This is a genomic window from Inquilinus sp. KBS0705 (genome assembly GCA_005938025.2).
Taxonomy (GTDB): domain Bacteria; phylum Bacteroidota; class Bacteroidia; order Sphingobacteriales; family Sphingobacteriaceae; genus Mucilaginibacter.
This window is the reverse complement of sequence record VCCI02000001.1, coordinates 953,948-973,987: the sequence shown is the minus strand read 5'-3', so window position 1 is coordinate 973,987 and position 20,040 is coordinate 953,948. Positions and strand designations below refer to the sequence as shown.

Sequence of the window (20,040 nt, the reverse complement as noted above, 5' to 3'; positions counted from 1 at the left end):
TTACACATTCCCCCAGCCGTGGGCCAGTACATCGGCTATATGCATGGTTTTAATGGGCAGGTTGTTTTTATCGATATAACCCTGTAAATGCAACAAGCACGATGCATCTGTTGATATGATATACTCGGCACCGGCGGCAAGCGCGTTATCTACTTTTTGCTGTGCCATAGCGGTGGATATGCCATCGAATTTAACGGCAAAGGTGCCGCCAAACCCGCAACAGGTATCACCATCCTTTAAATGCACCAATTCTAACCCCAGTACTTTAGAAAGCAGTTGGCGGGGTTCCTCCTTTATCTTACACTCACGCAAACCTGCGCAACTATCATGATAAACAGCTTTACCTTCTAATTCGGCACCAAAGTAATCAACCTGTAGTATGTTTACTAAAAAGTCGCTTAGTTCGTAAATATTGCTTTGAATGTTGCGGCACTTGTTATGCGATGTGGTATTGGTAAACAGGTCGTTATAGTAATTACGCACCATACCCGTACACGATGCCGACGGCGATACAATAACGCTGTCCTCATGAAAATCATTCAGGAATTTACTGCCCACAGCCTTTGCATCATCCCAAAAACCTGCGTTAAAGGCCGGTTGGCCGCAGCAAGTTTGTTCGGGGTTATAATTAACCACGCAGCCAGCTTTTTCCAGCACTTTTACAGTATTAAAAGCCGTATCCGGAAACAATTGATCTATAAAACAAGGGATAAATAACTCGATAGTCATCAGCACAAATATTATACGGCGCTAAATTCAATATTTTTTCCCAACTTTTTTTCTGTTCTGAGTAAAGAGAATAATAATATCAGGCCCAAAACAAAAAACAGCGCTAAAACCAATGTGGAATTTCGCATGTTGCCGGTTATCTCTTCAATAAACCCAAACGAGAACAAACCACCAACAATGGCCAATTTTTCGGTAACATCATAAAAACTAAAGAACGAGGCGGTGTCTGGTATGTTTTGCGGTAAAAATTTTGAATAGGTAGACCTTGATAGTGACTGTATCCCTCCCATTACTAAGCCTACTACTATTGCCAATATGTAAAATTGAGTAGATGTGCGCGTGAAGTATGCAGCGATACAAACCCCTATCCAAATAAAAACAGTAAATATCAATACCTTAACATTGCCATATTTGTCTGATAGGTTAGACATTAAGGTAGCCCCGCCAATGGCCACAATTTGAATGATAAGGATAATTTTTATTAACGATTCGGTTGGCATACCTAATTCTTTTGCGGCAAAACTGGTAGCTACCAGCATAATGGTTTGTACCCCCATCGAGTAAAAGAAAAACGACGGCAAAAATTTTCGAAGCAATGGCATTGACTTTACTTTTACCCATACTTTGCCTAATTCAATAAATCCACCTTTTATAATATTATGATGATGGGTTTGCGCATTAGGGCTTCCCTTGGGTAATACAGTAAAAGGTATCATAGCAAAGCCTATCCACCATAGGCCTACCAATAAAAATGATAACTGTGATGCTGATGCAGTTGTTAAATGAAATACCTCGGGTTTTAAAATAAACACAAAGCATATAAGCTGCAACAGCACGCTGCCAATATAGCCATAAGTAAAGCCTTTGGCGCTTACACTATCCTGCATATCAAGCGTGGCAATTTCAGGCAGGTAGGAGTTATAAAACACAAAGCCACCGCTATAACCAATAGCCGCCAATGCAAAACAAATAATACCTGTTTCTAAATGCTTAGCATCAAAAAAGAAAAGACAGGCACAAGCAATTGAACCCAATATGGTAAAAAACTGCATAAACACTTTCTTATTACCCCTATAATCGGCAATTGATGACAATATAGGTAACAGCAAGACCATTAATAAATAAGCCGTGGCCAAAGCATAATCAGATAGGGCTGTATTTATAAAACTATGCCCAAAAAAATCGACCCTGTTACCATTAGCCGGGTTCTTTGTAATGGCTACATAATACGCCGGAAAAACAGTAGTGGTTATCACCAGGTTATATGATGAGTTGGCCCAATCGAACATAGCCCATGCACGTATGGTTTTCTTATCATTTTTTGCTTCCATTGCTCTTAAATTTATTTAGGGGGTTAAATAATATGAATTTACGAAAGCGCAAATGTTATAGCGGCATCCGAATGTATCCTTGTAGTATCAAATTGCACAATATCAGTGTCATCAGGCTTTATAAGTAAGGGAATTTCGGTGCAGCCTAATATAATTCCTTCGGCTCCTTGCTGCTTCAACACGTCAATTATTTGCAAATAGCGTTGTTTGGTCTCGGGTTTTATAATGCCTTTACCCAACTCCTCAACAAGGGTTTGATGAATAAAATCCCGGTCGTTTTTATCGGGTGTTATGGCTTGTATACCTGCGGCGTTTAGTTTATTTATAAAAAAATCGCGTTCCATGGTAAAGCGGGTACCTAATAGTCCTACTTTTTTAAGGCCTTGCGAATTGATCACTTTAGCAGTTTCGGCGGCGATGTTTATTAAAGGCAAGCCTACTTTTTGTTCAACCTCGTCAGCAATTAGATGTAGTGTGTTGGCGCAAAGCAAAATACATTCAGCACCGCTGTTTCGCAGGTTTATACCTGCATCAACCATCATTTGAGTTGTTTTTGCCCAATTATCAGTTGCGTGGTTTTGGTTAATATCATCGTAATTAAACGAGTGTAGTATCAGGCGTGCAGCGTTTACACCTCCCAGTTTATCATTAATGCCCTGGTTAATAAAGCGATAATAATCCAAAGTTGATACCCAACTGGTACCACCTAAAAGGCCTAAGGTTTTCATGCTTGTAAAAGTAAAATAATTTACCACTCATCAAACTGCATAAAACTACTTTTGCTTAACAAACGTTAGTTTAATTGTGCAGCTACTTTACGTACCTTAGCAAACAAACATTTATACATGTCTAAAAAACACAAACATAATTCTTCTATTAACCAGGTGCTAACGCAAATGGTGCTCGATATATTTGAACAAAACGGCAATACGCCATTAAATCATAAACAAGTTTCGGCCAAATTAAACGTACGCGACCCCGATGCGCGGGGCGTAATATTGGATATTTTAAAAGATGAAGCCTTTAAAGGTGTATTAAAAGAGATAACACCCGGTAAGTTTCAATTACTTGAACTAAAAACCTTTGTTGAAGGCAAGGTTGACCTAACCAACGACGGATCGGCATTTATTGTAACGGACGACCCAAGTGAAACCGATATTTTTGTTGCTCCGCGTAAACTACGTAATGCGCTAAACGGCGACCGCGTAAAGGTGTATGTATACGCTAAAAGCAAAGGTAAACGCCAGGAAGGCGAAGTAATAGAGATATTACAGCGTGCTAAAATGGAGTTTACGGGTATAGTGAAGCTATCTGAACGTTTTGCATTCTTCATCCCCGACGACCGTAAGATGATGCACGATATCTTTATCCCTATAAGCGACCTTAACGGTGCTAAAAACGGGATAAAAGCGGTATCGGAAATAACCGACTGGCCAGCCGGGGCTAAAAACCCCATAGGGCGTATTAAACACGTGCTGGGCGAGCAAGGCGAGAATGATACCGAAATGAACGCAATACTGGCCGAGTATGGTTTCCCCCTATCCTTCCCAAAAGAAGTCGAGCAGGATGCGGAAGAAATTCCCGCCGATATCACCCAGGAAGAAATTGCCAAACGCCGCGATTTTAGGGATACCTTAACTTTTACTATTGACCCCTTTGATGCCAAGGATTTTGATGATGCACTATCATTTAAAAAGCTGGATAATGGCAATTACGAGGTTGGTGTACACATAGCCGATGTATCGCACTACATCATTCCGGATTCTGCTTTAGACAAAGAGGCTTACGAACGTGGCACATCTGTTTACCTGGTCGACAGGGTAATACCCATGCTACCCGAAAGGTTATCAAACGGCTTATGCTCGCTTCGCCCAAAAGAAGATAAACTATGCTTTGCTGCGGTATTTGAAATGGACGAAGATGCCAACATTATCGATCAATGGTTTGGTAAAACGGTTATTCACTCGGATAGGCGCTTTACATATGAAGAAGTGCAGGATGTTATAGTGACAGAAAACGGCGATTACACAAACGAGATACTAAAACTGAACGCATTAGCTTATAAACTGCGCGATCGTAAGTTTAAGGCGGGTGCCATCAGCTTTGAAACCACCGAGGTGAAATTTAAGCTGGATGATACCGGCAAACCAATAGGTGTTTATGTTAAAGAGCGTAAGGACGCGCATAAATTAATTGAAGATTTTATGTTGCTGGCAAATCGTAAAGTGGCCGAGTATGTAAGCAAAATGGGCAAAGGCAAGCATAAATATACCTTTGTTTACCGCGTGCACGATACCCCAAAACCGGATGCATTAGCCAATTTTGCACAATTTGCTGCGAGGTTTGGTTATAAGATAAATACAAAAAACGATAAGGAGATAGCCAGATCGCTTAATTACCTGATGGAAGATGTAGAAGGTAAAAAAGAACAGAATGTACTTACCCATTTAGCTATACGATCGATGGCTAAAGCGATATACACCACTAAAAGTTCGAGCCATTATGGCTTGGCCTTTGACCATTACACCCACTTTACATCTCCTATAAGGCGTTATCCGGATGTGATGGTGCATAGATTACTGATGCACTATTTAAACGGCGGACAAAGCGCTAATGCAGACCATTATGAGGAATTATGTAAGCATAGCTCACAAATGGAAAAAAAAGCAGCCGATGCAGAACGTTCGTCAGTTAAATACAAACAAGCCGAATACCTTAAAGACCAGGTAGGTAACATATTTACCGGAATCATATCAGGTGTAACAGAATGGGGTATGTACGTAGAGATCATTGAAAATAAATGCGAGGGCATGATACGCTTGCGTGATATAAGCGATGATTTTTATACTTTAGACGAAAAGAATTATGCTATTATCGGCCAGCGTAAAAAGAAGGTTTACCAACTGGGCGATGAGGTGCGTATAAGAGTGAAAAACGTTGATCTGACCAAAAAACAGATAGACTTTTCGTTAGTGCAGGATTAATTACATGAGAAAACTTGAAGACCTGCAATCGCTGATTGCAACATCCGTATCCAAATTACAGTTCCCCGAGTATCCGGCAGAGTTATACGAACCGATAAGTTACATACTGGCACTTGGCGGTAAACGCATGCGCCCGGCATTACTGTTAATGGCCTGCGACCTGTTTAACGGCGATGTTGAAGCTGCCCTGCCCCCTGCACTGGCTATAGAGGTGTTCCATAATTTTACGCTGATGCACGATGATATAATGGATAAAGCGCCCATCCGTCGTGGTAAGGTTACCGTACACGAAAAATGGGATAATAACGTGGCTATCCTATCTGGTGATGTGATGCTGATAGAGGGTTACAAGTTAATGATGCAGGTTCGCGATAATATTTTACGGCAGGTACTTGACATTTTTAACGCCACCGCTGTGGGTGTATGCGAAGGCCAGCAGCTGGATATGACCTTTGAAACCAGCAATGATGTTACCATACCTGAGTATATTAATATGATACGCCTTAAAACCGCCGTTGTATTGGGCGGTGCTTTAAAAATTGGCGCGCTTATAGGCAATGCCGATATAAAGGATGCCGACCTGCTATGCGAATTTGGCGAAAATGTGGGTATCGCTTTTCAGCTACAGGATGATATACTGGACGTATACGGCAACCCCGAAAAGTTTGGCAAACAAGTTGGCGGGGATATTATTTCCAACAAAAAAACTTACCTTTTAATAAAAGCATTAGAACTGGTTAAAGGCGCTGATGCTGAAGAGTTGGCCCGCTGGTTAACATTTCCCAAATTTGACGCGGCAGAAAAAGTTGCGGCGGTAACAGCACTTTACAACAAGGCAAACGTTAGGCAATTTGCCGAAAGCGAGATGCAGGCCTATGCCGAGAAAGCATTTGCGGCGTTAGACCAAATAAACCTGCCTGAAGAAAGCAAACAATACCTACGCGATTTTGCCGATGGGTTATTGGTTAGGGAATACTAAGGCTATATGTATGCATTGCCACGTATAAATGTTACATAGATAAGCTATAGGCATTACGCATACATTTTCTATCTTTAGAGATAATCATTCCCTTATTATAATGAAAAAACTTTTACAAAAAGGTGGTCTGTTGTTGTGCCTTGCTGCATTAACATTTCAGGCCGGTGCCCAAACATCGGGTGGTAAATTAAAGCCCGAACAGGCTATTATGGATGTAAGGCATTACACCCTTAACCTAAACGTCGATTTCGCTCAAAAATCTATTGGCGGCTCTACTATTATTGATGTGATAATGGCCCAGCCAACCAAAGTACTATTACTCGATCTGCTTGATTCGCTGCACGTAAGCTCGGTATTGGTTAACGGGAAAAAAGAGTCGTTCAACCATAAAAACGGCCTGATAAACATCAGCCTGGCTAAAGAAATACCTGCCGGCAAAGCCAGCATTACCGTATTTTATGGCGGCAAGCCACGTATAGCTAAAAGACCACCTTGGGATGATGGATTTACCTGGACACAAGATTCGACCGGCCACCCATGGTTAGCTATAACAGCCGAACAAACCGGCGGAAAGATCTATTTCCCCTCAAAAGACCACCCTTCTGACGAGCCAAACGAAGGCGCGGACCTGTTTATTACCGTCCCTAAAAACCTTGTGGTTGCAGGGCCCGGTGTATTAAAAGGCGTAACTAAAAAAGGCACTACAGCTACGTATCACTGGCAAACCAAGTATAGTATCAACAATTACAGCATACTGTTCAATGTAGGCGATTATACAGTAGTAAAAGGCAGTTACAAGTCGGTAGCCGGTAATATAGTACCTGTAGAGTTCTATGTTTTAAAGGAACATGCCGATAAGGGCCCTCATTTGGTTGAAATGCTTATAAAGGCTTCTCAGCAAAAGGAAAAGTACTTTGGCGAATACCCATGGGCTAAGGAGAAAGTGGGTATTGTAGAAACCCCGCATTTAGGTATGGAACACCAAACCTTAAACGCTTATGGTAACAAATTCCGCTATACCAAGGTTGGCGGGCAGGATTTTGACTGGCTGATGTACCACGAGTTTGGCCATGAATGGTGGGGTAACAAAATCACCGCCCGCGACTGGGCCGACTACTGGATACACGAGGGTATTGACACTTATGCCGATGCTTTGCCTGTGTTAGAACTGGAAGGAAAAGACGCTTATAATAAGCGTTTTAAGCAATCTGCGTATAGGTTTGGTAACAAAATACCTATTGTAATGGGTAAGGATATGGACGAAGCATCCGCTTATAATGGCGACATTTATGGCAAAGGAGGCTACTTTATGCACACCCTTAATTACATTATGGGCGATACCTTGTTTTTTGCTACCATTAAAGGTTTTGCTACCGACCCGCGTTTTACCTACGACCACCAAAACGTAACCGACGATGTTGAGCAGTACTTTAGCAAGGCTTACGGAAAATCCCTTAAACCGTTGTTTGACTTATACTTACGTACCACAAATAAGCTGGATGTTAATGTGCACCAAACCGCACCCGACAAGTATATAGTAAAACTGACCAATATTGATATGCCCCTACCTGTAGATATTACTACCGATGCAGGTACGCAACGGATTATTTTAACGGCGCAACCTACTACCATTAGCAGCAAAACCACCCCTGTTATTGATAACGATGCTTACTACATAAAAAGAGTAACCTTCGAATAACAAAAAAGCGGCTGTCTTTACAGGCAGCCGCTTTTTCTATTCCATACCTTTACTTAAAGCATTCCATTTTTTTCGTTACCATGCGGAGAATTTTCGTTTTTTTTCGTTTTAATTCGTTAGGTGTTGTTTACTAATATAAAATAGTCGGGCAGTAAAACAAGTATTTTGTAATAAAAAAGCCCCGGTCAAAAAATTGACCGGGGCTTTTCAATACTGTGAGTTTCTGCTAAAAATTATTCAGCTGATTCTTTTTTCACTTTAGGTGCTGCTGCCTTTTTTGCTTTTGGAGCTGCTTCTTCTTCAGTAGCTATTTCTGCAACCGGTGCTGCTTCAGCAACCGGTGCTGCAACTTTTTTTGCTTTTGGTTCAGCCTTAGCTTCAACAACAGGTGCAATGTCTTCAGCAACTGGTGCAGTTTCAAAAGGGATAACAGATACGTATGAACGGTTGTCTGCTTTCTTTTTAAATACTACGTTGCCTGCTTTTAATGCAAATAAGGTATGATCTTTACCGATACCTACGTTAAGGCCCGGGTTGTGTTTTGTACCACGCTGACGAACGATGATGTTACCTGCAATAGCTGGCTGACCACCGAAAATTTTGATACCTAAACGTTTGCTATGTGATTCGCGGCCGTTTCTTGAACTACCGGCCCCTTTTTTGTGTGCCATTTCTTAATTTCTTTTTGTGGGATACGAAACCCCCGTGTAAAATTTAATTATAATGTGATACCGGTGATCTCGATCTTGGTAAATTGCTGACGGTGACCGTTTTTCTTTTTGTAACCTTTTCTTCTTTTCTTTTTGAAGATAATTACTTTATCACCTTTTAAATGAGACACGATCTTAGCTGATACTTTAGCGCTTTTTAAATCAGAACCTAATTTAAATTTACCTTCGTTCTCTGCTAACAATACCTGGTCAAATTCAATACTAGCGCCTTCATCTCCCTGTAAACGGTGTACAAAGATCTGCTGGTCTTTTGCAACTTTAAATTGCTGTCCGGCTATACTTACTATTGCGTACATTGTTGATTAATTATTGTTTTAAATTTTGAGGTGCAAATATATGGATTAATAAATTAATATACAATCTATAATCAGCTATTTTTTAGTGCGGGCCTCGGCATCATCCAAAACCCTTTCTATCTCTTTTATTAATCGCTGGTTGGCATCAACCAACTTTTCGTTGCCATTAAAGTTGGCATCAAACATTACCCGCTTGCTTTTACGCTTGTAGTTAAACTCAATTAAATAACGCGGTGTTCTTTGTTTAGCAGCGGTATCGTCGCTCAACTCATTCTTCGGGAAATCCCAAAAACCCAGATCGGCGGCTTTGCGGTGCAGGTACAACATATCGTCTTTAGTCAATCTCAGGTTCATTTTAACTAAGGAATCGCGCCTGTTTACAAACTGGTAATTACCCGTTTTTGAATCGAACTTATTTAACAAGCTATCACCAAGCCCATATTCAAAGCGTATCGATTCCAGCTCGTTAAACTTATACGGCGCGTTTTTTATCATCATGCCATAGTAGTAAAAGCAGTAAAGCAAAAACGGTAAGGTAATACTTACGATAAGGAATATTTTTTTTGAACGAAGCTGACTCATTATTAATTATTGAATTATTGATTTATTGAGTTAATGATTTATTGAATTAGAGAATTATTGATTTATTGAATTAGAGAATTATTGATTTATTGAATTAGAGAACTATTGATTTATTGAATGATAGAGTTATTGAGTGATTGAATTACAGGCTTTTTATTATTTGGGCTTTGTTACGGTTTTGCGCGATGCGGAGGTTATTTTTAATATTTGGTTGGCTTCATCTATCAGCTCGTCAAGCTCAGTTTTTTTAACAATATCAGCTTCAACTAACACTTCCATCCAAAATACCGATTCATCAGCCTCCTCCACAACAATTGAAAGTTTTGAATGAAACTCAGCTTGCGACCTTGCCCTGCATGCTGCCCTGTAATTTGACCCTACGGATGAGGAAGACCGTAATAACTGCCGTCCAATTATCTTAGCTTCTTCTGTTTTAGGCAACGTTCTAAAAAACCGGATATTATCTACAACAAATTTCTTTGTCCTTTTCTTTATCGATTCTGCAAAATCTACTTTGGCGGTATCAGTCATTATTTTTCAATCAATAATTATATATCCATAATTCATATTCAATAACTCATTAACTCACTAATTCAATAATTCACAAAATCAATAATTCAATAATTAATTAATCCCCCAGCTCTCCCTCCCACTTACTCACCACCGCGGTTGCCATAGCATTGCCTAAAACGTTGGTAGCCGAGCGGCCCATATCCAATAAGGGGTCGATACCTATTAACAGGGCCAAACCGGCTTCCGGGATATTAAACAGAGATATGGTACCGGCTATTACCACTAATGATGCGCGTGGCACGCCCGCTATGCCTTTGCTGGTAAGCATTAAAATAAGCAGCATAGACAACTGCTGCTCGAATGAAAGGTGTATACCGTATGATTGTGCCAGAAACAGCGATGCAAAGGTCATGTACATCATCGAGCCATCCAGGTTAAACGAGTAGCCTAAAGGCAGCACAAAGCTTACTATTTTATTGTTGCAGCCAAAGCGCTCCAACTCCAGCAATACTTTTGGGTAGGCTGCCTCGCTGGTTGATGTACTGAACGCTATCAGCATAGCATCCTTAATATTATTAACCAGGTTAAAGGCACGGCCCTTTAATACCGCAAAGCCTGCCAGTACAATTACCAGCCACAGTATCAATAACGAAAAGTAAAATTCGCCTATAAATATAGCATAGGTAGACAGTATGCCTAAACCCTGCTTGGCAATAATTGCTGTTATAGCGCCAAATACCGCTAAGGGAGCCAGTTGCATTACATAGCCGGTTATCTTTAAAATAACATGGGCAATGGCATCCATTGCTTTTATAATAATCTGGCCCTTTTCGCCAATGGCGGCGGTTGCCACACCAAAAAACAACGAGAACACCACTATTTGCAGTATCTCGTTATTGGCCATTGCCTCAATAAAACTTTTAGGGAAAACGTGGCCTATAAAATCGCGCAGCGAAAGTGCTGTTTTTTTAATATCGGTACTCAGGTGGCTATCGGGCAATGGCAGGTGCATGGCTTCGCCGGGTTTAAAAAAGTTAACCAGTACCATACCTAACAATAGCGATATAAGCGTAGCGCTTAAAAACCAAAGCAAGGTTTTACCACCTATGCGGCCAACGGCCTTAATGTCGCCCACTTTAGCAACCCCTACAACCAGCGTGGTAAATACCAGTGGTGCCACTATCATTTTTATAAGCCGCAAAAATATATCGCTTAAAACAGTAAAGCCAACCAGCTTATCCTCGCGCAGGGTATCGCTATCTTTACGCAGTTTTACCTGCCCTGCCCTGGCGGTTTTTAACATTTTAAAAGTAACCGTAGTGGTATCGGCACTGGCCGCTATCTGGCTATCAATAGTTTTGATATTAGCCTCGGCTGCACTAATTTTGGTATTAATGTTGTTAATTACCGTAGCATTGTAAATATAGCCGGCTAATACACCTAATATAAGCGCAATAAAAATGTAAAGGGTTAGTTTGCTTTTTTGCATTTGCTAAAATATGCCGCTAAACTACAAAATTAACTATGTTGCAACGAAATATTAATACATGCCCATGAGCATTACTACCTACGGATTACAGCAAATAAAAAAGGAATTACAGCACTTACCGCAGGAGCAACTGGCCGAACTTTGCCTGCGCCTGGTACGTTATAAAAAAGAAAATAAAGAATTATTGGCCTATCTGCTTTTTGAAGCACATAACGAGCAGGACTTTATTGAAAGCATAAAAGCCGAGGCCGGCTTTATGTTTAGCCAGCTACCCTCGCAAAGTTATTTTACAGCCAAGGGCCTGCGCAAAATTTTAAAGATGCTTACCAAATACACCAAGTTTATAGGCTCGAAACCGGCAGAGATAGAGCTGCTTTTAAACTTTTGCCAAAACTACCTGCAATATGTGGTTAGGCAAACATCGTATAAGCCCATCAGGCTAATATTTACCCGCCAGGTGGAGAAGGTGCGCGCATCAATAGGTAAACTGCACGAGGATTTGCAGTTTGATTACAGCCAGGACTATAATACCCTGCTGGAAGATGCAGATACAAAACTGCCCTGGTTAAATAAAAAAAGTTACCTGTTGTAACATTAAGTGCTTTACTTTGTCAAAAAAACAAAACTATTAACAAGTGGCAGAAAGAGAAGACGCTTTCAGGAAAATTTACGAAGCCAATTCAAAAAAGATATTCCACTTGTGCTATGGCTATACGGGCGACGATGATGCTGCAAACGACCTGTTACAGGAAACCTTTTTAAAAGTTTGGCAAAATCTGCATAAATTTCGTAACCAGGCGTTAATATCAACCTGGATATACCGCATTGCCGTAAATACCTGTTTAACCTACCTTCGATCAGAAAAACGCCAGGCGAAAGACGAATTAACACCGCTTATTGCCGAAAATAAAAAAGAAGAATTTTCGGAAAAAAACGAGCAGGTTGCTTTGTTGTATAAGTGTATATCTAAACTGGAAGAATCAGAAAGAATTATAATAACATTGGTGCTTGACGAAGTACCGTATCCCGAAATTGCAGAGGTTTCGGGGATATCAGAGGGGAATTTGAGAGTGAAGATATATCGCATTAAACAAAAATTGACAGAGTTATACAATCAATATGAAAGACTTTGATCATTTAATGTCGGTTTGGCAGGGACAGCCAACACAGGATCAGCTTTCGGTAGACGATGTGCTGAAACAAGTAAAAAAAGGCATACGCGGCTTAACAACCCGTATGTACTGGAGCATTATTGCTATGGGCATAACTATTGCCTTTGCCTTTATAGTTACCTTTTTTGGCGCGTTTAACTCGTGGGTAACCACGGCAGGTATATTAATTGTATTGGCCACTATGTTAATGTATTTATTGATGATAGTAAGGCAATACCACATACTAAGCAAGCGCGATGCTACCCTAAACCCTACCGAATATTTAGACAGCCTTAAGGAGTATCAAAAAAACCGCACTAAGGTTATAGGCTGGTTTTATTATACCTATATCCTGTTAATTAGCGGCGGCCTATCCCTCTACTTTATCGAGGTGCTGCAAAACGCGTCGGTTTACTTTAAGTTTGCTACCTATGGCTCAACCATTGCATGGATATTGTTTACCACGTTTTATTTAAAGCCAAGGATATTTAAAAACGAAGAAGAAAAATTAAATTTGATGATTGACCGCCTGGTGCGGCTGCAAGATCAATTTGATTAGTGATGACCGCTTTAACACAAATACAACCCATAAACCCTGCAGATGCGCCGCAGCTGCTTACCCTAAGCCGCGATACGTTTTTTGATGCCTTTGCGCATTTAAATAACCCTGATGATATGGAGGCTTATGCCTCAAAGGCTTTTACATTGCCTAAACTACAGCAGGAGCTAAATAACCCCGATTCGTACTTTTACTATGCCCTTTACGACAATGAGGTGGCCGGTTATTTGAAACTTAACCGCAACGCCGCCCAAACGGAGTTTGGCGATACCGATGCACTGGAGGTAGAGCGCATATATGTGCTTAACAAATTTCAGGGCAAACAAATTGGGGGTCACTTGCTTAATTTTGCCATTCAAACTGCTATTAACGCCGGCCTAAAACAAATATGGCTGGGTGTATGGGAAAACAACGCCGGGGCTATACGCTTTTACCAAAAAAATGGCTTTGAGCAGTTTAGCAGCCATAGCTTTATGCTGGGTAACGATAAGCAAACCGATATTTTAATGAAGAGGCCGCTGTAAAAAGCATGTCATCTCGAGCGAGCGCAGCGACGAGAGATCTTGTTCGACTGACAGGCGGCGAAATGCATTACGAACAAGATTAGTTCTCAGGGTCCTCTGCGAGAGACCCTGAGGGGACTTAATATAGAATAATGAAGGCAACTTCTACATTCATCATTTAAAATTCATCATTCGGTATTAACACTCCTTATACTTCTACCCCTTTAAAAACGGGTTAAACGTTCTCGCCCCTATTTCCATCCCGGCGGCGCGGCAAACTGTTTTTTCGCCAAAGCGAAAGTTAATGGTATCCATGGCCTGGTAAAGCCGTATGCGCTCTTCATTATCCTCAAACAGGTTTATTTGGTAGCTGCCGGTGCATAGGTTACTTAGCCTTACACCTATCAGCCTTATGGGCCGGTGTTTGTTCCATGCCTTGTAAAGCAGGTTTTTTATGCCGGGTATTAATATATGCTCTGCAGCGGTTAGGGCTATTTTTTGCTGCTGGGTATGGGTCTCAAAATTGGCATAGCGTATTTTAATGGCCAGGCACGATGCCACCTTGTTTTCGCGCCTTAATTTACCGGCCAGTTCTTCGGTCATACTCACCAAAATATTTTCAAGCGTGCGCATATCCTTTACATCGTTATGAAAGGTATGCTCGGTCGAGATGGATTTACGGTCGCTGTGCGGTACTATCTCGCTGTCGTCTATGCCATTAGCCTTGTTATAAATATAAGTGCCTGCCTTGCCAAATACAGCCTCTAAAAACTTTAGGTTAACCCTTTGCAGGTCGCCAATTTTTTCGATACCGTATTGATAAAGCTTTTGGCAGGTACTTTCGCCAAGTCCGGGTATTTTGCCAATTGGCAGTGGTGCTAAAAACTCTTTTTCTTTACCATGCTGTACATATAGCTGCCCGTTTGGTTTGGCCTGGTTGGTTGCCATTTTAGCTATAGTTTTACCGGACGCCATGCCGAAGGAAATAGGCAGCCCGGTTTCGCGTATCACCGTTTGCCTTAAGTTGCTGGCTATTTGGTATGGGTCGTGAAAACGCTCCATACCCGACAGGTCGATATAGAACTCGTCTACCGATGTTTTCTGATATAGCGGTACCGAACGATGGATGATCTCGGTAACCTCGCGCGAGGCCTCTGAATAACGCCCGTGGGTGCCATGTATCACAATAGCATGCGGACAAAGCTTTAGTGCCTGCCTTGTGGGCATAGCCGAGTGCACGCCATACTTTCGCGCCTCGTAACTGCAGGATGCTACCACGCCCCTATCTGCCGAGCCGCCAATAATAACAGCCTTGCCAATGAGCGAGGGGTCGAACTTTCGCTCAACCGAAACGAAAAACGAATCCAGATCGATGTGGACGATGTACCGCTTTGGAACCATAAAACAAATATGAAATATTTATTTGAAATACTAAAATTATTAGCAATTTTGTGATTAACAAATCGCCTTTTTTATGACCAGCTACGCCGATTATCTCTTTCTCCTCTCGCCGCCTGAACCTATCAAGGAGCTGATAGGCAAGTACAAAAAGGCATCGGTAAAACACATCGGTAATTTTAAAAGTATGGACGCGCCTGCACATATATCTGTACTGCACGCCGAGCGCCAAAAGCCTTTCTTTGCTGATACTACGGTGGTTAAAATGGAGAACGCTATCAACATAATACCGCCCATTTTGCTGCATATTGATGGGTTTAAGTACTTCACTCATTTGCATGCGCAGTACACCATTTACGCGCACATCCGCATTACGCCCGCTGTTGATGCCTGGTTTACGCTGTTAAAAAAGACCCTGGGTATCCGCAAAACATTAGTACCCCAGATTACCGTAGTGCGCAACATTCCCGAAACGCATTTTAACACGCTGTGGCCGCATTTTCATCACAAAAAGCTGGTAGAACCCTTTTTGATAAATGAGCTTACTATTGTAAAACGCGAAACCTTTGGCGGCCTGCCCCAGTGGGAACCTTTTAAAAAATTCCAGTTCAGAGGTACCCGGCCACTTGAATATTTAGACAGCGATGAGACGAAGAGCCAGATAGGTTTGTTTTGATGTGCTATATAAAACAACCTTTCTCAAAATCAGCCGGTTATGCTTTTTTAACATTTTGTTAACCCAAAACGCATCCTTTTTCTATCTTTGCGCCGGGGTAAGTCTTTTACGGCCAGCTCCTCTTGAACTCCCCCAGGGTGGGAACGCAGCAAGGGTAGAGAGTTGAGCGGCGCGATAAAAGTAGCTTACCCTTTTTTGTGCAATCAACTTTTTCAAGGGCATATAATCACATTCTACATTATAATAACATAGTCGCCCCCAAAGTATACCTCAAACTAATTATCTTCGCATCATGCTGGATATACTCATTATAGGTGGCGGCCCCATTGGTTTGGCATGCGGCCTGGCGGCTCAAAAAGCGGGGCTTAGCTTTGTTATTGTCGAGAAAGGCTGTTTGGTAAACTCGCTGTACAATTACCCCTCAACCATGACCTTCTTCTCTACATCCGAAAAGCTGGAGATAGGCGGCGTACCCTTTGTTACCGTGCACAACAAACCCACCCGTAACGATGCCCTGGAGTATTATCGCCGTGTAGCATTATCCAATAACCTACCGCTTAACTTGTTTGAAGAGGTTACCAACGTAAAGCCCATTGATGGAGGTTACAGCATTACTACCACAAAAGTCACTTACCAGGCTAAAAAAGTGATACTATCTACAGGCTTTTATGATATCGCGGTTAATTTGGACATCCCCGGCGAGGAGCTGCCAAAAGTAAAACACTACTACCAGGATCCTCATTACTACACTTCGCAAAAGGTGGTGGTGGTAGGCAGCAGCAACTCTGCAATTGATGTGGCATTAGAAACCTATCGTAAAGGTGCCGAAGTAACCTTAGTAGTGCGCGGGCCCGAAATTAGCAGCCGGGTAAAATATTGGGTACGCCCCGATATTATAAACCGTATAAAAGAAGGAAGTATAAAAGCCTATTTCAGCTCCAGCTTAAAAGCAATATACCAAACCGAGGTGGATATTGAAACCCCCGAAGGCCTGATTACCATTCCCAACGATTTTGTGATGGCCATGACGGGTTATAAACCCAACTTTGAATTTCTAAAAAAGCTGGGCATCATCCTGTCCGAAGATAAATTTATCCCCCAGTACAACCCTGATACTATGGAAACCAACCTGCCCGGCCTTTACCTTGCTGGTGTAGTTTGCGGCGGACTGGATACACACCTTTGGTTCATAGAAAACTCGCGCATACACGCGGATATGATCATCGGCGATATTGTGGCTAAGCGTTAAGCCTTATCTATAAAATCAAACGATCTTATAAATTGCCACGGGCCGCCTATGTATGCCCAAAGGCTTAACCCTGTCGCTGTAATATTAAATGGTTTAAACGTGTTTGACAGGTGTTGTAGCAATTCAGTAGCATTTTCTGCAGAAACTTTGTTTTGTATAGTGATATGCGGCCAAAGCTTATTCTTGTCCTGCGGTATAAGCCATTTCTCCCACTTATGCTGAAGCTGCTTGTGCAGTTGTTGCAAATTATGGCTAACTACCTTGTATGCTACCCCATTGCCAATGCCGGATATACCTGCAACCTGTAAATCAAAGGAGCTAACCACCTGAGTGATATTTTCGATATCACTGTATATGCTATCCTCCCCCGGCGGCAGTTTATGAAAAAGCATTAAATGGGCGTCAATAAAATTACGCTCGGCCGGGAAATGCCTGTTACGTAAATTATTAAAAAATAGCTGCGCCTGGGGGTTTAAGTTAAGCGTTAAAAGCAGTGGTGCTGTTTCTATTTGCAAAATCAATTGATGTTATGAGTGTATTTATTAAGTGTAATGTTTGTACTACGTGGGCAAATTATAATAGTTTTTTCTTGCATAAGTAAAATTTAATGCAATAATTTGCACAAAATTAAAAAGTAAGCATTTTACTGCAATGAATAAACAAAACTTAAACAGGATGGAAACCCCGGCAAACGTTGCCCCGGTTGCCGCTGCTTTAGTTTCTACCGTTTTGTTTTTCCCTCCCAGCCGACGACGGGTTTACAGCCCACGGGTTTGAATTAAATTTTAATTCTGCCTGCAAGAAGCCTTATTAACTTCTTCCACAACCGTCCATTTGATTATTACAGGTTTAAAAGCCTATAGTTTTTTCTATTATAATGACCATACAAGATTTTGATATAACGGTAGCCACTGCACAACATGCAGATTTTGCCCCTATGATTTGCGATGAAATGGCAGAGAGTGCAAAGGCGCGCGGCACCGGTATTGCACAACGCTCGCCAGAGTATGTGGCTAATAAAATGCTGGAAGGCAAAGCGGTTATAGCCCTGCATAAAGATGGCACCTGGGCCGGGTTTTGCTATATCGAGACCTGGAGTCACGGCGATTTTGTAGCCAACTCGGGTTTAATTGTAAACCCGCTATATCGCAAATCGGGGCTTGCAAAGGCCATCAAGCAAAAAATATTCGACCTTTCGCGCAAAAAATATCCGCAAGCCAAAATATTTGGTTTAACCACCGGCCTCGCGGTAATGAAAATAAACTCCGAATTGGGCTACGAACCGGTAACCTATTCGGAGCTTACCCAGGACGAGAACTTTTGGAAAGGCTGCACCAGTTGTGTTAATTACGACATATTGATGAGCAAAGACCGCAAAAACTGCATGTGCACCGCTATGTTGTTTGACCCGGAAGTAGTGCAAAAGCAGTACGAAGAAAAAATGAAGAAAATAACGCACAAGGCAACGCTGCTGGAACGTATTGAGAATGCGATAAAAAAACGCATGGAGAAGATCGTGTTGTTAGGTTAAAGGTAAAAGGCTAAAGGTAAAAAGGTAATGAGAGATTATAAAAAACTTGATATTTGGAAAAAAGCCCATTTGTTTACAAAACAAGTATATCTGGAAATATTGCCTTTAATGCCAGTGGAAGAAAGATTCGCTTTAACCAGCCAGCTTAGGCGCTCAACTTATTCTATTCCATTGAACATTGTGGAAGGATGCGGAAAAAATACTGATAAGGACTTTACCCACTATCTTGATAATGCCTTAGGTTCGGCATTGGAGGTAGAATATACATGTTATTTGATCTTTGACCTGGGATATATCTCTGAAGACAAATACGATTTAGTTAACAAACCTATAAACGAGATCAAAGCGATGCTTATCTCATTCATCAAATTTTTGAGAGATGGAAAATAACCTTTCACCTTTCACCTTTCACCTTTTACCATGAAAAAGAAAGTAGTACTGGCATACAGCGGCGGATTAGACACCTCATTTTGCTGCATTTATTTAACACGCGACCTGGGTTACGAGGTGCACTCGGTAATAGTAAATACCGGCGGTTTTAGCGATGAAGAATTAAAGGGTGTTGAAGAACGCGCTTACCAAATGGGTGTAACCAGCCATCATGTGGTAGATGAGACCAACAACTTTTATGATACTTGCGTACGCTATTTGATATATGGTAACGTATTAAAAAATAACACCTATCCCCTTTCGGTAAGTGCCGAGCGGGTAAGCCAGGCAACCGCTATTGCCAACTACGCTAAAGAAATTGGTGCCGAATTTGTTGCCCATGGCAGTACAGGCGCCGGTAACGACCAGGTGCGTTTTGATATGATATTCAATATCCTGGTGCCCGAGGTAAAAATCATCACCCCCATTCGCGATTTGAAACTGAGCCGCGAAGAAGAAATTGAGTACCTTAAAAAACACGGTGTTGAAATGAACTTCGAAAAAGCGAAGTACTCTATCAACAAAGGCATTTGGGGTACATCTGTAGGTGGTAAAGAAACGCTTACTTCAAATTTGGGCCTGCCCGAAGAAGCCTGGCCTACACAAGTTACCGAATCAACACCCAAAACATTAGAACTGATTTTTGAACAAGGCGAACTGGTGGGTATAGATAACGAAAAATACGATCACCCAACAAAAGCCATACAGGCATTACAGGCTATTGCACAACCCTACGGCATAGGCAGGGACATACACGTAGGCGATACCATCATCGGCATAAAAGGCCGTGTAGGTTTTGAAGCTGCGGCACCAATGGTGATCATTAAAGCACACCATACATTAGAAAAACACGTGCTTACCAAGTGGCAGCTATCATGGAAGGACCAGCTTTCGGCGTTTTATGGTAACTGGCTGCACGAGGGGCAGTTTCATGACCCAATTATGCGTAATATTGAGTCGTTTTTAACCGATACCCAAAAACAGGTGAGCGGTAAGGTGTTTGTGCAACTGCACCCATATCGTTTCCAGGTGGTAGGTATCGAGTCGGATCACGACCTGATGTCGAACAAATTTGGCAGCTACGGCGAAATGAACAACGCCTGGAGCGGCGAAGATGTTAAAGGCTTCAGCAAGATATTTGGCAACCAGGTAATGATATATCATAAAGTAAATACCCCCCAGCCCCCTACAGGGGGAGCTGAATAAGCTTA

Annotated in this window: 22 protein-coding genes and 1 other RNA gene; 13 read left to right on the top strand and 10 right to left on the bottom strand. The window is 41.7% G+C overall.

Features of this window, described 5'->3' with window-relative positions:
- From FFF34_004345 to FFF34_004335, 3 genes are read right to left on the bottom strand one after another with little or no spacing between them, the layout of a single operon-like run.
- The gene (locus FFF34_004345) at window positions 1-729 is read right to left on the bottom strand and encodes a (Fe-S)-binding protein (GenBank protein ID TSD66644.1); all 729 of its coding nucleotides are present in this window, start codon (window positions 727-729) and stop codon (window positions 1-3) included.
- 11 nt (window positions 730-740) lie between these two features.
- Entirely contained in the window at window positions 741-2,060 is a 1,320-nt protein-coding gene (locus FFF34_004340; protein ID TSD66643.1) for an MFS transporter, read from the bottom strand.
- Window positions 2,061-2,098: 38 nt separating this feature from the next.
- The gene (locus tag FFF34_004335) at window positions 2,099-2,788 is read right to left on the bottom strand and encodes an aspartate/glutamate racemase family protein (protein TSD66642.1); all 690 of its coding nucleotides are present in this window, start codon (window positions 2,786-2,788) and stop codon (window positions 2,099-2,101) included.
- 117 nt (window positions 2,789-2,905) lie between these two features.
- Here FFF34_004335 and rnr point away from each other — a divergent pair, with 117 nt between their 5' ends.
- From rnr to FFF34_004320, 3 genes are all read left to right on the top strand, one after another.
- Window positions 2,906-5,044: a ribonuclease R gene (gene rnr, locus FFF34_004330; GenBank protein TSD66641.1), complete on the top strand. Its 2,139-nt coding sequence runs from the start codon at window positions 2,906-2,908 to the stop codon at window positions 5,042-5,044.
- A gap of 4 nt (window positions 5,045-5,048) precedes the next feature.
- Complete coding sequence (locus tag FFF34_004325) at window positions 5,049-6,023, top strand: polyprenyl synthetase family protein (GenBank protein TSD66640.1); 975 nt, start codon at window positions 5,049-5,051, stop codon at window positions 6,021-6,023.
- Between the two features lie 100 nt (window positions 6,024-6,123).
- On the top strand, window positions 6,124-7,722 hold the full coding sequence (locus tag FFF34_004320; protein TSD66639.1) for a M1 family metallopeptidase: 1,599 nt from the start codon (window positions 6,124-6,126) through the stop codon (window positions 7,720-7,722).
- 233 nt (window positions 7,723-7,955) lie between these two features.
- Here the strand turns inward: FFF34_004320 and FFF34_004315 are convergent, their stop codons facing one another.
- The 5 genes from FFF34_004315 to FFF34_004295 all read right to left on the bottom strand — a co-directional run bounded on the left by FFF34_004315 (window position 7,956) and on the right by FFF34_004295 (window position 11,333).
- The gene (locus FFF34_004315) at window positions 7,956-8,393 is read right to left on the bottom strand and encodes a 50S ribosomal protein L27 (protein ID TSD66638.1); all 438 of its coding nucleotides are present in this window, start codon (window positions 8,391-8,393) and stop codon (window positions 7,956-7,958) included.
- A 47-nt stretch (window positions 8,394-8,440) separates the two neighbouring features.
- Window positions 8,441-8,749 (bottom strand): 50S ribosomal protein L21, encoded by a 309-nt coding sequence (gene rplU / locus FFF34_004310; protein TSD66637.1) that lies wholly within the window; start codon window positions 8,747-8,749, stop codon window positions 8,441-8,443.
- A gap of 75 nt (window positions 8,750-8,824) precedes the next feature.
- Window positions 8,825-9,244 (bottom strand): hypothetical protein, encoded by a 420-nt coding sequence (locus FFF34_004305; GenBank protein ID TSD67953.1) that lies wholly within the window; start codon window positions 9,242-9,244, stop codon window positions 8,825-8,827.
- Between the two features lie 243 nt (window positions 9,245-9,487).
- Entirely contained in the window at window positions 9,488-9,862 is a 375-nt protein-coding gene (locus FFF34_004300; GenBank protein TSD66636.1) for a four helix bundle protein, read from the bottom strand.
- A gap of 97 nt (window positions 9,863-9,959) precedes the next feature.
- Window positions 9,960-11,333: a dicarboxylate/amino acid:cation symporter gene (locus FFF34_004295; GenBank protein TSD66635.1), complete on the bottom strand. Its 1,374-nt coding sequence runs from the start codon at window positions 11,331-11,333 to the stop codon at window positions 9,960-9,962.
- 64 nt (window positions 11,334-11,397) lie between these two features.
- On the opposite strand from FFF34_004295, the gene FFF34_004290 reads away from it, so the two are divergent.
- From FFF34_004290 to FFF34_004275, 4 genes are read left to right on the top strand one after another with little or no spacing between them, the layout of a single operon-like run.
- Entirely contained in the window at window positions 11,398-11,925 is a 528-nt protein-coding gene (locus tag FFF34_004290) for a hypothetical protein (protein ID TSD66634.1), read from the top strand.
- Window positions 11,926-11,968: 43 nt separating this feature from the next.
- Window positions 11,969-12,466, top strand: a complete 498-nt coding sequence (locus FFF34_004285) for an RNA polymerase sigma factor (protein TSD66633.1) — start codon at window positions 11,969-11,971, stop codon at window positions 12,464-12,466.
- Window positions 12,453-13,043, top strand: a complete 591-nt coding sequence (locus FFF34_004280; GenBank protein ID TSD66632.1) for a DUF871 domain-containing protein — start codon at window positions 12,453-12,455, stop codon at window positions 13,041-13,043. The genes FFF34_004285 and FFF34_004280 overlap by 14 nt, the downstream gene beginning before the upstream one ends.
- Before the next feature lie 2 nt (window positions 13,044-13,045).
- Window positions 13,046-13,567, top strand: coding sequence for a GNAT family N-acetyltransferase (locus FFF34_004275; GenBank protein ID TSD66631.1), 522 nt, complete (start codon window positions 13,046-13,048; stop codon window positions 13,565-13,567).
- 195 nt (window positions 13,568-13,762) lie between these two features.
- On the opposite strand, the gene dinB is transcribed toward FFF34_004275, so the two are convergent.
- Complete coding sequence (gene dinB, locus FFF34_004270) at window positions 13,763-14,947, bottom strand: DNA polymerase IV (GenBank protein TSD66630.1); 1,185 nt, start codon at window positions 14,945-14,947, stop codon at window positions 13,763-13,765.
- A gap of 73 nt (window positions 14,948-15,020) precedes the next feature.
- Here dinB and FFF34_004265 point away from each other — a divergent pair, with 73 nt between their 5' ends.
- The 3 genes from FFF34_004265 to ypdA all read left to right on the top strand — a co-directional run bounded on the left by FFF34_004265 (window position 15,021) and on the right by ypdA (window position 16,869).
- A complete protein-coding gene (locus FFF34_004265; GenBank protein ID TSD66629.1) occupies window positions 15,021-15,620 on the top strand; it encodes a 2'-5' RNA ligase family protein in 600 nt (199 codons plus the stop codon).
- A 95-nt stretch (window positions 15,621-15,715) separates the two neighbouring features.
- Window positions 15,716-15,814, top strand: an RNA gene (ffs, locus tag FFF34_004260) — signal recognition particle sRNA small type.
- Window positions 15,815-15,912: 98 nt separating this feature from the next.
- Window positions 15,913-16,869: a YpdA family putative bacillithiol disulfide reductase gene (ypdA, locus tag FFF34_004255; protein TSD66628.1), complete on the top strand. Its 957-nt coding sequence runs from the start codon at window positions 15,913-15,915 to the stop codon at window positions 16,867-16,869.
- Here ypdA and FFF34_004250 read toward each other — a convergent pair.
- Window positions 16,866-17,390 carry a 2'-5' RNA ligase family protein gene (locus FFF34_004250; GenBank protein TSD66627.1) on the bottom strand — a complete coding sequence of 175 codons (525 nt, stop codon included), beginning with the start codon at window positions 17,388-17,390 and terminating at the stop codon, window positions 16,866-16,868. The genes ypdA and FFF34_004250 overlap by 4 nt on opposite strands.
- Before the next feature lie 356 nt (window positions 17,391-17,746).
- Here FFF34_004250 and FFF34_004245 point away from each other — a divergent pair, with 356 nt between their 5' ends.
- Genes FFF34_004245 through argG form a run of 3 tightly spaced genes read left to right on the top strand, consistent with a single transcriptional unit; the run spans window position 17,747 to window position 20,035 of the window.
- Window positions 17,747-18,400 carry a GNAT family N-acetyltransferase gene (locus FFF34_004245; protein TSD66626.1) on the top strand — a complete coding sequence of 218 codons (654 nt, stop codon included), beginning with the start codon at window positions 17,747-17,749 and terminating at the stop codon, window positions 18,398-18,400.
- A gap of 27 nt (window positions 18,401-18,427) precedes the next feature.
- The gene (locus FFF34_004240) at window positions 18,428-18,790 is read left to right on the top strand and encodes a four helix bundle protein (protein ID TSD66625.1); all 363 of its coding nucleotides are present in this window, start codon (window positions 18,428-18,430) and stop codon (window positions 18,788-18,790) included.
- 30 nt (window positions 18,791-18,820) lie between these two features.
- Entirely contained in the window at window positions 18,821-20,035 is a 1,215-nt protein-coding gene (gene argG, locus FFF34_004235; GenBank protein TSD66624.1) for an argininosuccinate synthase, read from the top strand.
- Window positions 20,036-20,040: the final 5 nt, after the last annotated feature.

Excerpts from the sequence above, each read along its gene's own strand:
- FFF34_004345 (TSD66644.1), bottom strand. The coding sequence starts at position 729 with ATGACTATCGAGTTATTTATCCCTTGTTTTATAGATCAATTGTTTCCG.
- FFF34_004340 (TSD66643.1), bottom strand. The coding sequence starts at position 2,060 with ATGGAAGCAAAAAATGATAAGAAAACCATACGTGCATGGGCTATGTTC.
- FFF34_004335 (TSD66642.1), bottom strand. The coding sequence starts at position 2,788 with ATGAAAACCTTAGGCCTTTTAGGTGGTACCAGTTGGGTATCAACTTTG.
- rnr (TSD66641.1), top strand. The coding sequence starts at position 2,906 with ATGTCTAAAAAACACAAACATAATTCTTCTATTAACCAGGTGCTAACG.
- FFF34_004325 (TSD66640.1), top strand. The coding sequence starts at position 5,049 with ATGAGAAAACTTGAAGACCTGCAATCGCTGATTGCAACATCCGTATCC.
- FFF34_004320 (TSD66639.1), top strand. The coding sequence starts at position 6,124 with ATGAAAAAACTTTTACAAAAAGGTGGTCTGTTGTTGTGCCTTGCTGCA.
- FFF34_004315 (TSD66638.1), bottom strand. The coding sequence starts at position 8,393 with ATGGCACACAAAAAAGGGGCCGGTAGTTCAAGAAACGGCCGCGAATCA.
- rplU (TSD66637.1), bottom strand. The coding sequence starts at position 8,749 with ATGTACGCAATAGTAAGTATAGCCGGACAGCAATTTAAAGTTGCAAAA.
- FFF34_004305 (TSD67953.1), bottom strand. The coding sequence starts at position 9,244 with ATGATAAAAAACGCGCCGTATAAGTTTAACGAGCTGGAATCGATACGC.
- FFF34_004300 (TSD66636.1), bottom strand. The coding sequence starts at position 9,862 with ATGACTGATACCGCCAAAGTAGATTTTGCAGAATCGATAAAGAAAAGG.
- FFF34_004295 (TSD66635.1), bottom strand. The coding sequence starts at position 11,333 with ATGCAAAAAAGCAAACTAACCCTTTACATTTTTATTGCGCTTATATTA.
- FFF34_004290 (TSD66634.1), top strand. The coding sequence starts at position 11,398 with ATGAGCATTACTACCTACGGATTACAGCAAATAAAAAAGGAATTACAG.
- FFF34_004280 (TSD66632.1), top strand. The coding sequence starts at position 12,453 with ATGAAAGACTTTGATCATTTAATGTCGGTTTGGCAGGGACAGCCAACA.
- FFF34_004275 (TSD66631.1), top strand. The coding sequence starts at position 13,046 with ATGACCGCTTTAACACAAATACAACCCATAAACCCTGCAGATGCGCCG.
- dinB (TSD66630.1), bottom strand. The coding sequence starts at position 14,947 with ATGGTTCCAAAGCGGTACATCGTCCACATCGATCTGGATTCGTTTTTC.
- FFF34_004265 (TSD66629.1), top strand. The coding sequence starts at position 15,021 with ATGACCAGCTACGCCGATTATCTCTTTCTCCTCTCGCCGCCTGAACCT.
- ypdA (TSD66628.1), top strand. The coding sequence starts at position 15,913 with ATGCTGGATATACTCATTATAGGTGGCGGCCCCATTGGTTTGGCATGC.
- FFF34_004245 (TSD66626.1), top strand. The coding sequence starts at position 17,747 with ATGACCATACAAGATTTTGATATAACGGTAGCCACTGCACAACATGCA.
- FFF34_004240 (TSD66625.1), top strand. The coding sequence starts at position 18,428 with ATGAGAGATTATAAAAAACTTGATATTTGGAAAAAAGCCCATTTGTTT.
- argG (TSD66624.1), top strand. The coding sequence starts at position 18,821 with ATGAAAAAGAAAGTAGTACTGGCATACAGCGGCGGATTAGACACCTCA.